At 41.9% G+C, this 13,963-nt stretch carries 12 protein-coding genes; 10 read left to right on the forward strand and 2 right to left on the reverse strand.

Going from position 1 to position 13,963, the window contains the following annotated elements:
* Nucleotides 1-11: 11 nt before the first annotated feature.
* On the reverse strand, nt 12-575 hold the full coding sequence (ahpC, locus tag FFM57_RS03795; protein ID WP_137599187.1) for an alkyl hydroperoxide reductase subunit C: 564 nt from the start codon (nt 573-575) through the stop codon (nt 12-14).
* 138 nt (nt 576-713) lie between these two features.
* Nucleotides 714-1,586, reverse strand: a complete 873-nt coding sequence (locus FFM57_RS03800) for an AraC family transcriptional regulator (RefSeq protein WP_137599188.1) — start codon at nt 1,584-1,586, stop codon at nt 714-716.
* Between the two features lie 182 nt (nt 1,587-1,768).
* Here FFM57_RS03800 and rhaB point away from each other — a divergent pair, with 182 nt between their 5' ends.
* From rhaB to FFM57_RS03850, 10 genes are all read left to right on the forward strand, one after another.
* Nucleotides 1,769-3,238 (forward strand): rhamnulokinase, encoded by a 1,470-nt coding sequence (gene rhaB / locus FFM57_RS03805; RefSeq protein WP_137599189.1) that lies wholly within the window; start codon nt 1,769-1,771, stop codon nt 3,236-3,238.
* A complete protein-coding gene (gene rhaA / locus FFM57_RS03810) occupies nt 3,231-4,481 on the forward strand; it encodes an L-rhamnose isomerase (RefSeq protein WP_137599190.1) in 1,251 nt (416 codons plus the stop codon). Before rhaB ends, rhaA begins: the two co-directional genes overlap by 8 nt.
* Nucleotides 4,482-4,491: 10 nt before the next feature.
* Complete coding sequence (rhaD, locus tag FFM57_RS03815; protein WP_137599191.1) at nt 4,492-5,316, forward strand: rhamnulose-1-phosphate aldolase; 825 nt, start codon at nt 4,492-4,494, stop codon at nt 5,314-5,316.
* Between the two features lies 1 nt (nt 5,317).
* Nucleotides 5,318-5,638 carry an L-rhamnose mutarotase gene (gene rhaM / locus FFM57_RS03820; RefSeq protein ID WP_137599192.1) on the forward strand — a complete coding sequence of 107 codons (321 nt, stop codon included), beginning with the start codon at nt 5,318-5,320 and terminating at the stop codon, nt 5,636-5,638.
* Between the two features lie 109 nt (nt 5,639-5,747).
* Entirely contained in the window at nt 5,748-6,899 is a 1,152-nt protein-coding gene (gene fucO / locus FFM57_RS03825) for a lactaldehyde reductase (protein ID WP_137599193.1), read from the forward strand.
* Between the two features lie 284 nt (nt 6,900-7,183).
* Nucleotides 7,184-7,936 (forward strand): ABC transporter ATP-binding protein, encoded by a 753-nt coding sequence (locus tag FFM57_RS03830; RefSeq protein WP_137599194.1) that lies wholly within the window; start codon nt 7,184-7,186, stop codon nt 7,934-7,936.
* Nucleotides 7,937-7,948: 12 nt separating this feature from the next.
* On the forward strand, nt 7,949-9,757 hold the full coding sequence (locus tag FFM57_RS03835) for an FtsX-like permease family protein (protein ID WP_137599195.1): 1,809 nt from the start codon (nt 7,949-7,951) through the stop codon (nt 9,755-9,757).
* Nucleotides 9,758-9,802: 45 nt separating this feature from the next.
* Nucleotides 9,803-10,183 carry a YxeA family protein gene (locus tag FFM57_RS03840; RefSeq protein ID WP_137599196.1) on the forward strand — a complete coding sequence of 127 codons (381 nt, stop codon included), beginning with the start codon at nt 9,803-9,805 and terminating at the stop codon, nt 10,181-10,183.
* Nucleotides 10,184-10,378: 195 nt separating this feature from the next.
* On the forward strand, nt 10,379-10,582 hold the full coding sequence (locus FFM57_RS03845) for a hypothetical protein (protein ID WP_137599197.1): 204 nt from the start codon (nt 10,379-10,381) through the stop codon (nt 10,580-10,582).
* A gap of 190 nt (nt 10,583-10,772) precedes the next feature.
* Complete coding sequence (locus FFM57_RS03850; protein ID WP_137599198.1) at nt 10,773-13,832, forward strand: rhamnogalacturonan lyase family protein; 3,060 nt, start codon at nt 10,773-10,775, stop codon at nt 13,830-13,832.
* Nucleotides 13,833-13,963: the final 131 nt, after the last annotated feature.

A 13,963-nucleotide genomic window follows, 5' to 3' on the forward strand; every position in this document is an offset into this window, starting at 1 on the left:
TAATGACCTCCTTAGATTTTACCTACGAGATCTAAACCGGGTGTTAAAGTTTCTTCTCCTTCTTTCCATTTGGCCGGGCAAACTTCCCCAGGGTGTGCGGCTACGTATTTACCAGCTTTGATTTTATCAATTAATTCAGAAGCGTTACGGCCAATGCCGTCTGCGTTGACTTCCATCGTTTGTACGACACCTTCAGGATCAATGATGAAAGTTCCCCGTTGGGCAAGGCCTGCTTCTTCATCTAAAACGTCAAATAAACGAGAAATTTTTTGTGAAGGGTCACCAATCATGGTGTATTCAATTGTTCCGACAGCTGCGGAGTGATCATGCCAAGCTTTATGAACAAAGTGAGTATCGGTGGAAACAGAATATACTTCAGCCCCTAACTCTTTTAATGTTTGGTATTGCGTTTGTAAATCTTCTAATTCAGTTGGACAGACAAAAGAAAAATCTGCAGGATAAAACATGACTACTGACCAATGGCCTAACAAATCCTCGTGACTAACCGTAATGAACTCTCCTTGGCGATAAGCTTCAGCACTAAATTCACCGATTTTTTTTCCAACTAATGACATAACAAAGACCTCCTAAAATTTTCTCGGGCATTCCCACTCAATAGTGTTACATTAGAATTATTATAAAGTCAAAGAAAAAACCTTCTTGGCTTAAAAAAAAGTTAGGCGCAACTAATTTTCAAGCTAAGAAGGAAGTCCTTAATTAATCTTCCGATACTCGCTAGGACTAAAGCCGGTTTTTTTCTTAAAGAGGCGGGAGAAGTAGGCGGGGTTATCAACGCCACAGTCCACCGAAATGGTTTGGATATTTTCTTTAGTGTAGCGCAATAAATCTTTGGCGTAGGAAATTTTTTTGGAAATCACGTAGTCAATGGGGGGCAAGCCCATATAAAAAGAAAACTCCTTATTCAACTGGAATTTATTTAAATGGAAGCGATGCTCTAAAGAGTCCAACGTAATATTTTTTTGGAAGTGGGTGTCTAAGTAATCCTTCATCCCCAAAATATAGGCGGGAATGTCTTCTTCGGTAAAATCCTGTTGAAATTTTTGCAAGAGGAGTTCATTTAAAAGTTGGTGAATCAAGACGGAAGCTTGGTACTCCGACTTGGCGTTAGGGTGGTCTTGCAATTTTAAGAGTTGCTGCATAATTAAATGCAAGGCATTTTCTTGCGGATTACCGGTAACTTGGAAAACATTTTTACCGCTGCGCATAAATTCTTGGTAAAAGCGCCCGGTATTGCCACCAGAAAAATGAATCCAGTCCATTTCCCAAGGGGTGTCACGACTTTTAGTGTGGTAGTACTGATAGTCCTTGCAGTCAATGAAGAAAACCGAGCCGGCGTCTAAGGTAAAGGTTTCGTCGTGATACGTTAATTCCCCTTGGCCTTTGAGGGTAAACTTCATTAAGTAAGAAGGCAAGCCGGCCCGCTCCGTAAAGTACGGCGGAAAGGCCTTAAAGTGACCAATCTCTTGAATATAGTAAAAAAGTTCCTGTGTCTTTTGCGATGGCGTGTGAATGTAGCGCAGGGAGTCCTCCGACCAAGAGTAGTCAGCATTTTGAAAGTAGTTCATCCAAAGCCCTCATTTCTTAAACATATTTTGGCAGGGCTGTTAAAAAAACAGCGCAAACTTATTTGCCAAGATAGTGCAATTATATCTCAAAATCGTTTGATGTAAAAGTCTTTAATTTGTTTTAAATTAAGGATGTGAAACGGATACATAGTAAAGAATAACAACACTTCCGAGGTGAAAAGATGAAGGCATATTTAGGAGTGGACATAGGGGCATCCAGCGGTCGCGTGATGTTAAGTCAACGCGATGACACTGGTAAAATTACATTGACGGAACTCCACCGTTTTAAAAATGGCGCCACGTTACAAGGCAAATATAAAGTTTGGGACGTGGATGGTCTTTTAAAAGAAATTTTAACTGGTGTAGCCCAAGCGAAAAAGCAAGGGATTACCCAGTGTACGTTGGGCATTGACACGTGGGCAGTGGATTACTGCTTATTAGATGCTGAAGGTAAGCGGCTAGGACCGGCGATTGCGTATCGGGATGACCGTACGGAAAATGCTATTGTGGAAATGAATCAAGTGTTCCCCATTGCGCAGATTTATGAAAAGACCGGGATTCAAATCCTACCATTTAATACGTTGTTCCAATTGTGGAAAGAAGAACCGCAACGCTTAGCCCAAGCGCAAAGTTTATTGTTGATTCCTGATTATTTGAACTACTGCTTAACCGGTGTCAAAGCGTTAGAAAAAACTAACTTATCTACCACTCAATTAATTAACTTAAAAACAGATGACTTTGACGAAGAGTTATTAAAGGTTCTAAATATTTCCCGTGACTTGTTCCCGCCAGTTGTGGAACCAGGCACCATTTTAGGTAAGTTAAACGCGGCGCAGTTTCCAAGTTTTGATTTACCAGCAGTGACCGTGATTGCGATTGCTTCTCATGATACCGCGTCGGCGGTTTTAGCAACGCCAGGAGAAGCTGACGAAAACTGGGCGTACTTATCCAGTGGCACGTGGTCGCTACTAGGTAGTGAGAATGCGACGGCCATCGCTAATCCTGAAAGTTTTGCCGCTAACTACACGAATGAAGGTGGCGTCAACCACACCTATCGTTTTTTGAAAAATATTATGGGTATGTGGTTGATTCAAGAAGTTTCTCGTAACTTTGATGGCAATATTTCTTTTGCTGAGTTTGTGGAACTAGCGAAAAAAGAACCTGCTTTTGCCCAATTTATTGAGGTTAACGACAATGATTTCTTGCATCCCGATAATATGGTGACGGCTTTACAAAATTATTGTCGCAAAACGCAACAAAAAGTACCCACTTCACCGGGTGAACTAGCACGAGCCATTTATGATAACTTGGCTTTGTGTTACGCCAAAGAGTTGAAAGAGTTACAACAGCTGACAGGAAAACCCCTCACCAGTTTAAATATTGTGGGTGGTGGTTGTCAAAATGAATTTTTAAATCAATTGACAGCTAATGCCAGCGGACTCACCGTTTATGCCGGTCCCGTGGAAGCTACCGCTTTAGGGAATGTCATGATGCAAATGTTAGCCACCGGCGAACTTAAAGATGTCACTGAAGCGCGCCACGTGTTAAAACAATCTTTCCCGCAAAAAGTTTTTACCCCCCAGTCTAACCAAGCTGTTCCTCTAGCAGCTTATGAAAAATTCTTACAAGAAGGAGCAATACAACATGTCTAAAGTTACTGATCAATATTTACAAGCCAAAGAACGCTATGCTGAAATTGGCGTCGACACTGACGAAGTTTTAAAACGTTTGGCGGACGTTAAAATCTCCATGCACGTTTGGCAAGGAGACGATGTGCAAGGCTTTTTAAGCGATGAAGCGTTAAGCGGTGGAATTTCCGTAACAGGAAATTATCCTGGTAAAGCGACGACGCCTGCTGAATTGCGTCAAGATTTAGAAGAAGCTTATTCTTTAATTCCTGGGAAACATAAATTAAACTTACACGCTATTTATTTAGATACAGATGAAAAAGTAGATTTAAACGAAATTGAACCCAAACATTTTGAAAAATGGGTGGCTTGGGCTAAAGAACAAGGTTTAGGTTTAGACTTTAACCCAACCTTCTTCTCCCATCCGATGTTTAAAGATGGTTTCACTTTAGCGTCACCTGATCCTGAAGTCCGGGATTTCTGGATTGAACACGGCAAACGTTCCCGCAAAATTGCCGCTTACTTTGGGAAAGAATTAGGGCAAGTCTGTGTCAATAACTTCTGGGTACCAGATGGTTATAAAGATAATCCCATTGATCGTTACACCCCTCGCAAACGTTTGATGGAAGCACTAGATGAAATTTTTGCTGAAGATCTTGGGGATGAATACACCTTAGATGCGGTAGAAAGCAAACTTTTTGGTTTAGGTGCTGAAGCGTATACTGTAGGCTCCCATGAATTTTATATGGGTTATGGCTTAACGCGGGACAAATTAGTTTGTCTGGATGCTGGCCATTTCCATCCAACGGAAGTAATTTCTAACAAACTTTCTTCTTTAGCTTTATTTAGCAAAGGTATTTTGTTACACGTTTCTCGCCCCGTACGTTGGGATTCTGACCACGTAGTTATTATGGATGATGAGTTACAAGAAATCGGTAAAGAATTAGTCCGTAACGATCTTTTAGGAAAAACCCATATTGGTTTAGACTTTTTTGATGCCACCATTAACCGGGTAGCCGCTTGGGTGATTGGAACGCGCAATACGCAAAAAGCTTTATTAAAAGCGATGTTGGAACCAACTGCTTTCTTAAAAGAAAAAGAATTGGCCGGCGACTTTACGACACGTTTAGTCTTCACTGAAGAATTAAAAGATTTCCCATTTGCGGATGTCTGGAATTATTACTGTGAACAAAACAATGTGCCTGTTGGCTTAGATTGGTTTGAAGAAGTTAAAAATTACGAAAAAAATGTTTTAGCCAAAAGATAGGAGAACAATCATGAAAAAATTAGATATTTTAACGGCCCCTTATGTCCAAGAAATGATGGAAACAACGGCTAACTTATACCGCTTAGGTTGGGATGAACGTAACGGTGGGAACGTTTCTTACTTGTTAGACGAAAAAGACGTGACGCCTTTTCTCGATGTAAATAAAGTTGTCCGTCAAATTCCCATGATTTTTGATGCCTCTGCTTTAAAAGGTCGTTACTTTATCGTCACTGGTTCTGGTAAATATTTTAAAAATGTGGAAAAAGCGCCTGCTGAAAATATGGGCATCATCCGCATTTGTGAAGATGGTAAAACATTAGATTTATTATGGGGCTTAGAAAACGATGCTGTCCCAACTAGTGAACTTCCTAGTCACTTAATGAGTCACATTGCCCGTTTAGCCGTCGATCCTAAGCACCGCATTGTGATGCACAACCATGCTAGCCATTTGTTAGCCATGACCTTCACCCATGAATTAGACGAAAAAGCTTTCACCCGGACGTTATGGCAAATGTGTACGGAATGTTTAGTTGTTTTCCCTGAAGGTATTTCTATTATTCCTTGGATGGTGCCTGGAACTAATGAAATCGGCGAAGCAACCGCTGCAAAAATGAAAGAAACGCGTTTAGTTTTATGGCCGCAACACGGTGTTTATGGCGCTGGGGAAACGATGGATGAAGTCTTCGGCTTAATCGAAACAGCTGAAAAAGCAGCCAAAGTCTACACGTACGTTCAAGCACAAGGCGGCGTAAAACAAACCATTACTGATGAAAATCTTTGGGCCTTAGCCAATGCTTTTGGTGTTACGCCGCATCCTGGCTATTTAGGTAAATAAGATGAATACAATTCGTAAAGCATTTTGTATGCAAGTCTATCCAGATTGTCATGCTGAGTATGAAAAACGCCACAACGAGTTGTGGCCAGAAATGGCGGCGGAGTTGAAAGCGCACGGTTTAAAAAGTTATTCCATTTTCTTAGATAAAAAAACCAGTCAACTTTTTGGTTATGTAGAAATTACGGATGAAAAGTTGTGGGGGGAAATGGCCGACACCGCTATTAATCGTAAGTGGTGGGACTTTATGAAAGACGTGATGGAAACGAATCCTGACAATTCACCTGTCAGTTATGACTTACCAGAAGTTTTCCATTTAGACTAAAAAATGAAAAGGTCAAGCCAGCGTGGTTGGCCTTTTCTCCTAAACTTTCTTGTGATTGTTTGAGCAAAAGCTCATAAAAAATAAAAATATATTTTAGGAGGAAGTTATCATGGCAAATCGTATGATCTTAAATGAAACATCTTATTTTGGTAAAGGGGCAATTGCAGAAATCGTACCTGAAATCAAACGGCGGGGTTTTAAAAAAGTTGTCGTCGTTACGGATGCTGGCTTAATTAAATTTGAAGTGGCTACGAAAGTTACGGCTTTATTGGCAAAAGCAGGCATCGACTTCAAAGTATACGACGGCATTGTACCTAACCCCACGATTGAAAACGTGAAAGACGGTGTAGCTTTTGTGAAAGAAGCTGAAGCTGACTGTTTAGTCGCTATCGGTGGCGGTTCACCAATTGATACCGCCAAAGCGATTGGGATCATCACCACCAACCCTGAATTTTCTGATGTCCTTTCTTTAGAAGGTGTCGCCGATACGAAAAATCCTTGCTTACCAATTTTAGCTGTTCCAACTACTTCCGGTACGGCCGCAGAAGTCACCATCAATTACGTCATTACGGATAAAGCTAACAACCGCAAATTCGTTTGTGTCGATCCGCATGATGTGCCCATCGTCGCCTTCATTGATTCAGATATGATGATGGGGATGCCGAAAGGTTTATGTGCTTCTACCGGGATGGATGCCATGACCCACGCCATTGAAGGGTACATCACTAAAGGCGCTTGGGAAATGACCGATATGCTCCATATCAAAGCGATTGAAATCATTGGGAAATCTTTACCTGATTCCGTAAAAGGTGTGCAAACTGCTAGAGAAGAAATGGCTTTAGGTCAATATATTGCCGGCATGGGCTTTTCTAACGTTGGTTTAGGTTTAGTTCACGGGATGGCGCATCCTTTATCTGCTTGGTATAACATTCCTCACGGAGTTGCTTGCGCTTCCTTATTACCAACCATTATGAAATACAATAAAGACTTCACTGGTGAAAAATATCGGGACATCGCTCGTGTATTACACGTTGCCGGCATTGAAGAAATGTCTATTGAAGAAGCCAGAGACGCTGCTTGTGCGGCTATTGATAGCTTAAGTAAAGAAGTCGGCATCCCGGCTACAATTTCTGAATTAGGGGTCAAAGCTGAAGATCTACCAGCAATTGCTGAAGATGCTTTACGAGACGTCTGCACACCAGGTAACCCAAGAGATACGAACATTGAAGACATTATCGCTTTGTATCAAAGCTTAATGTAAGCTTACTTAAAAAAAACGAAACCTGCGCAAAAAATTGCGCAGGTTTTTTCTTGTTCCCGACAATTTTGTCACTTGTTGCTAGCAACAGCTTACCAGCGTCTAACAAAAATGTAATAATGGTTCAGTAAAAGTTAAGAAGGACCAGATAGCTTGTCAATCCCCCAAAGGTAAGCTAGAATCACAACTGTTAACAGGAATTATTGATGATTATTAAAAAAATATTTTAGGCCGCAGTAACCAATTTTTCAGCGGGACGGCGATCATTATAGGAGTGAAGAAACCAGATGGAAAAAATTGTCGAAGTACAAGGAGTCAAAAAGACTTACGGTAAAAAAAATGAAGAGCAAACCCACGCCTTAAAAGGCATTTCTTTTGAAGTAGAAAAAGGCGAATTTGTGGGGATTATGGGGGCTTCTGGTTCTGGGAAGTCTACTTTATTAAATATCTTATCCACCATTGATAAACCAACGGCCGGGAAAATTTTAATTAGTAAGCAAGACGTTACACGTCTAAAGGGCAATAAGCTAGCTGATTTTCGCGGCAAAGAAATTGGCTTTATCTTTCAAGATTTTAACTTGCTAGAAAACTTAACGGCCTTTGAAAACATTGCCGTACCTCTTTCGCTACAAGGAAAATCCGGCAAAGAAATTCGGCAAAAAGTTCAAGTTGTCGCTGAACGCTTATCCATTACCCAAATCCTAAGCAAGTATCCCGCAGAAATCTCTGGCGGACAAAAACAACGGGTAGCTGCGGCTCGCGCTTTAATCACGCAACCGACAATCCTTTTAGGGGATGAACCAACGGGGGCGTTAGATTCAGAAAGTGCGCGGGACTTACTAGATATGATGGAAGAGCTGAATCAAAAAGACCAAGTGTCGATTTTATTAGTCACCCACGATCCTTTTTCGGCGAGTTATTGTAATCGCATCTTATTTATTAAAGACGGCGTAATTCACCAAGAATTGCACCGGGAAAATCAGGCGCGGGAAGATTTTTATCGCCAAATCCTCCAAATTTTAGGCAACTTGGAACAGTAAGGGGGAAAAATGATGCTTTGGAAATTATCAATTACGGGAATTAAAGGACGTCTGCGGGACTACGTCGTCTTATTCTTCGGTCTCGTCATGTCTTCAGCTATTTTTTATATGTTTGAAGCCATTGCTACCAATAAAGATTTTCTCGCCAGTGTTTCAGTCATCTCCATGTCCATGATTATGTTAGCCTTCCGTCTTGGCTCAATTCTCTTGGGGCTGATTACCTTAGTCTATATTTTGTACGCCAATTCCTTTTTAATGGCGATGCGCCAAAAAGATTACGGGATGTTTATGATGCTAGGAGCGAAAAGTGGTAAAATCGCGCAAATGATTTTTATTGAAACCTTTGCGGTGGGCATTTTGGCCACCGTTACCGGCTCAGTTGTGGGGGTAGGGTTGACTGCCTTGGTAAATAAGTTATTAACCCAGCAACTCCATGTTAGTGCAGCTAACTTTTCACCCTTCAGTGTCAATGGCCTTGTGGTCACCTTACTTTTTTATACGGTACTCTTCTTCTTGGCAGCCTTATTGAATGCCGGCTCCACCGTTAAAAAACCAATTTTAAAATTATTACGAGCTAGTGCGACACCTAACCGGCTGCAAAAAAATAAATTCCGTTTATTCGCTGAAGCCATTATCGGTCTTGTCTTCTTAGGAGTGGGTTACACGGCTTTAGCCCATATTGCTGACTTGCAAATGTTTGGCATTGAGCTAGCATTAGTCACCATTGTTTTAGGCACTTACTTTTTGTTCCGCTCCGTGATTGTGGCGGTTATTACCCTCTTGAAAAAATCGGATAAGTTGGCCTTTAAAGGGTTAAACAACTTTACGTTGTCCCAATTATCTTTTCGGGTGCGGGATTACACGCAAATGCTTTCCATGGTGGCGATTCTCTTTGCCTTAGCTTTAGGCGCCAGCACGGTGGGTCTTGGTTTTCACAATGAAATTGATCGTCTCACTAACGCGATGGCCAGCTATGATCTCGTGTTAAATAATGCGCAAAAGATTGACCAAGCAGAGGTAACGGCTTTGCAACCAACCTTAAATGTCACTTATACGCAAAAATCAGATGCCAATACCATCTATTATTCTCAAGCCGAGTTTGATGAACATCCTTTGCGCTATCAAGAATTTGTCGACAGCACTGCGCCACGGAAAACAGTAGAACTAGATGGTGCAACGTTAGCCAGCAATCAAGAGGCACAAAGTCAATTGCGAGACTTGGAACTTTCTGAAGAAGGTCTTAAAGAAATCAAAGTACTCCCAGCGGCTGAATTTGCGGCTTTGAGTTTGCCGGAAACGCAATTACAAGTGGTGCAGGTCGCCGACTTTAAAGATACATTAGATGATATTAGCAAGTTAGTCACCCAAAACGAAACCAATAATCCATCTATTTTACCGATGGAAGACTTTACGCAAAAATATTATGCTTACTCAGTGTCTAACAGCATGTACTCTAGTTTAGAGTTTATGGGCTTTTTCCTAGGGCTAGCCTTTTTAACCATGTTAGCCAGCTGCTTAATGTTTAAAATTTTATCAGGGGCCAACAGCGATGTCTTACGTTACAGCATGCTGGATAAAATTGGGACCCGGCACAGCTTATTACGGTCTTCCATTCGCAAAGAAATCGGCGTCTTGTTCGCTTTACCGGGTATCTTAGGCGTGGTCCACGTGCTCTTTGGCTTACAAATGTTTGCCGTCTTGTTGGCTGATCCTTATCAAGGCATTTGGTTACCTTTTGCTATCTTCTTTGTCCTTTACTTGGCTTATTACTTTGTTACCACCTGGATTTATACAGGTATCGTGTTGAAAAAAGAAAAATAAATTTTACTACTATTCATTAATAAATAAACAGCAAGGAGTTACCAGATGAAAAAAATTTTTGGCGTCATCGCCTTAGTCATTTTAGCGGCCGGGGGCTACTTCGGTTACAAATATTATCAAGAAACTTACGTAGGACAATCTTACTATGCCATCGTACCGCAAGAGGTTCCCGTTAAAGAAGCCACCGTGGATAACAGTGGCAAAGAAGTTCCAGATACGTATAGCTATAACTATGATATTACCTGGGCCGACAAAGAGGGAAAGATTCGTCAATGGGAAGTAGAAGTTTCCGGTAGCAATCCGCAACCTTTAACCCCAGGCAGTTATGTTACAGCGGAAATTAGTCAAAAACGAATTGTCCTAGGTCCCAATAATATTGAAGAAAATAAAATTCCCCCTAAAGCATTAGCTGCACTAAAAAAATAAAATTACAAAAAGACGCTAACAATTGAGTTGTTGGTGTCTTTTTTTAGAAAAATTATCGGGACACAATACTTACGTGATAGTTTGCTGATAGCTAAATTAGATTTATTTTGTTTTTAATTTAAATTTATTCTAAGCTATATTAAATAACGGAATCCTCTGATAAGCTTAAACTATAAGATAAAGGAGGTTCGTAACATGAAGTGGATTGTCACCTTTTTAGCGTTGGCCCTGGCAACTTTTTTTAAAGGCTTTTTAGCGATTGTCTTTTTAGCCATGGATTCGAGTTATGAATGTCTCTTTTTCTTAAAAATATTAACGGCAACAGGTTTAGTAGGGGTCGTTTTATTTTGGGGTTTGCTGCATCATCAGTTACAAAAAAGAAAATATAATTCAGAATAATTTGTTTTTGTTACGCTAGTAAAGACTACTCGTTTAAAGGAAACGAACCATGATAGGTTGTTGACCACAGAATGGGTAGTCTTTTTACTGTCCACCAAGATAATGTAAGGGTCTCCCAAAAAAGTGAAAAGCAATTCTTTTCGCCGCGCTTTACAATTAAAGAAAGGGCTTCACTGGAAGGAGAATTACAATGATTAGAGTCAAAGAACTAAACGAAGCGTCTGTTACGATTCAATGGACCGCTTTTGGCACTAGCGGTTCTTATGAAATATTATGGTCGGACAAAAATTTGCCAACGTCACAATTTTTACCAGTTGGGCAAGTTGTGGGGACAACCTCTTTTACTTTGGCTAAAGCGACTAACGTTCCTCATTATTTAAAAGTAGTTGCTGGTACTGAAACTAGCGCGGTTTTTGAAACGCCGATTGGTTGGCAACCGGAAGTGCAATTAGAAAAATTAGATCGCGGTTTAATTGCCGTGCCGGTTAAGGAAGGCATCTTTTTGACGTGGCGCTTTTTAAAAAATGAAGTTGCCGGGTTTAATGAGCGCCAATTAACAGGAGCCGACTTCACTGTGTATCGTAATGATGAAGCCATTGCCAACGTCACCGATAGCACGAACTTTTTAGATGCTAAAGGAACGGCAGCCGATGCTTACAGCGTGGCGCCAACTAATGGCACGCCTTGTGCTAGCGTCACACCGTGGGCCGACAGCTATTTAGAATTACCTTTGCAAAAGCCAGCCGACGGGGTAACACCTGTGGGGGATGCCTACACGTATCACGCCAATGATTTATCGGTGATGGATGTTGACGGCGATGGTGCTTATGAATTTATTTTAAAATGGGATCCTAGTAATTCCCATGATGTTTCCCAACGGGGCTATACTGGGAATACTTATTTAGATTGCTATCGGCTGGACGGTCGCTTGTTATGGCGCATTGATTGTGGGGTCAATATTCGTTCTGGGGCCCACTATACGCAATTTATGTGTTACGACTTTGATGGTGATGGCCGCGGGGAGATTGCTTTTAAAACTGCGCCGGGAACGAAGATTCAATGGTTTGACGCTGATGGTCAGGTCACCAAAGAAAGTTATATTACGCTACCGGCAGAAGATATCGCTAGTGGGGTAACCCATACGGACAATTACGTTTGTTCACCGGCTGATTATCGCCAACATTTAGTGGCACTGTTTATGGACTGGCAGCGTCAGCCGGAAGTTATCGCGCATCATTGGCCCCAAACCTTAGAAGAATGTTTCGCGATTCCGGTGCGTTACGATTATCCTTTGAGTCATGAGGATGCCGAAACTTTAGTAACTTATTTTATCGAAGAATATGCCTTACAACGAAGTAGTAAAAATCTTTTAGATGAGTTTGCTGGTTTTATTTATCAAGGGCCAGAGTACTTGACGATTTTTGCCGGTGATGGGCACGAACTTGAAACGATTCCTTTTCCTTTTGAACGGGGGGATGATGGTTTAATGTGGGGGGATTATGCGTGGAACCGCATCGAACCATGTAACCGGGTGGATCGTTTCTTAGCCGGCGTTGGGTATTTAGATGGTGTCCATCCATCCCTGGTGATTTGTCGTGGCTACTATACGAGAGCTTGTGTGGCTGCCTATCGTTTTGATGGTCAAAACTTGCAAGAAGAGTGGCGGGCCGATAGTGGTCATGTACCGATGGATAATCCTTTTAACAATCAGCTCCACGTACAAGAAGGAACGGATCCAATTTACGGTGGACTAGCGGCCCAAGGGGATCACTCTCTTTCTTTTGCCGACGTGGATCAAGACGGTAAAATGGAAATTATTTACGGTGGCGCGACAATCGATCACGACGGTAGTCTGCTGTACAGTTCTTATGATTACTTGCCGGATGGGACCTTAGCGAAATTTGGTCACGGTGATGCTATGCACGTAGCGGATATTGATCCTGATCGCCCTGGTTTAGAAATTTTTAACGTCTTTGAAGAAGCCAGTCATGCGCCTTATGGGTACGCCTTGCGACGGGCTGAAGATGGGACGGCCATTTTTGGTGAACATGAAGCTGTACGCGACCTTGGGCGCTGTATGGTGGGAGATATTCTTGATGGTCGTGGGTATTCTTGTTGGGTGAATACCATCGGGACCTTTGATTGTCATGGAAACCTTGTCCAAAAAGAAACCTTAGGCACCAACATGCCGATTCGTTTTACCCCCGACTTTACAACGCAAATTATTGACGGTGTGGATTATTTAGCCAACAATGGTTCCGGGGTAGTGAATGATTATCGTCACGGTGTTGTTTTACAACCCCAAGGTACAGCGGTTAACAATGGTACGAAAGGCAATCCGTGTTTAGTGGCCGATCTTTTTGGCGATTATCGGGAAGAATTAGTTTTGCGGACCGCTGATGATGCTGCACTGCGGATTTATACTAATACAGAAGTCAGTCAACATAAATTAATGACCTTGATGCATGATCCGCAATATCGCTGTGGTGTAGCTTGGCAAAATAATTGCTACAATCAACCTTGTTACCCAAGTTTTTATTACGCTAGCGACATGGAGATGTCGGAAGTCCTTCCGGCGCTGAAACGGAAACCACAAATTTTTATTGCCGGGGACAGTACGGCCCAAAGTTATCGTTCTGAAGAACGCCCGCAGTTTGGTTGGGGTGAAAAATTATTAGCGGCCCTGGCGCCAGATTACTTTATTGCCGCAGAACACACGGCAGAAAGTTCCAGTTTTACGAACCAATTTACCACGGTTGTGAATTTTGCTAAAGCGGGCCGTTCTACTAAGACCTTTCTGGCGGAAGAACGCTTAGCCAAGATTGCGGAAAAAATTACGGCAGGCGATACCTTATTAATTCAATTTGGCCATAACGATGTCAATCGGGAAAAACCAGAACGCTACGTGCCCCTAGCTGATTTTCCCACGGCTTTAGGAAAATTTGTCGCTGTGGCTCAAGAAAACGAGGCGACGCCACTTTTACTGGCGCCAATTAGTTTAGCAGCCACTAAAGATGAGACGTTAAAAGCGCTAGATGAAGAGTTAGGGGCCTATACGCAAGTGATGGCCCAGTATGCTGCCGACCAAGACATCCCTTTTATCAACTTACGTCAAATAAGTAGCGACTACTTCAGTCAATTAAGCTCAGCCGAAGTAGACAGTTACTATTTAGCAGACCACGTCCATTTAAATGAAAAAGGAGCGATGCAATACGCTCAGTGGTTAGCGGCGGCTTTAAAAAAAGCCTAAACTTAAATTAAATAATTCAGCGACCCTGATTACGTAGGGCTGTCCTTCCCTCCGATTAGTGGGGACAAAGCGGAAGACGGCAGTAGTGGGAGTCGCTGTTTTTTATTTTTTAAGGAGAGCTTGAGCTCTTT

This window comes from Enterococcus nangangensis (genome assembly GCF_005405245.1).
Classification (GTDB): domain Bacteria; phylum Bacillota; class Bacilli; order Lactobacillales; family Enterococcaceae; genus Enterococcus_J; species Enterococcus_J nangangensis.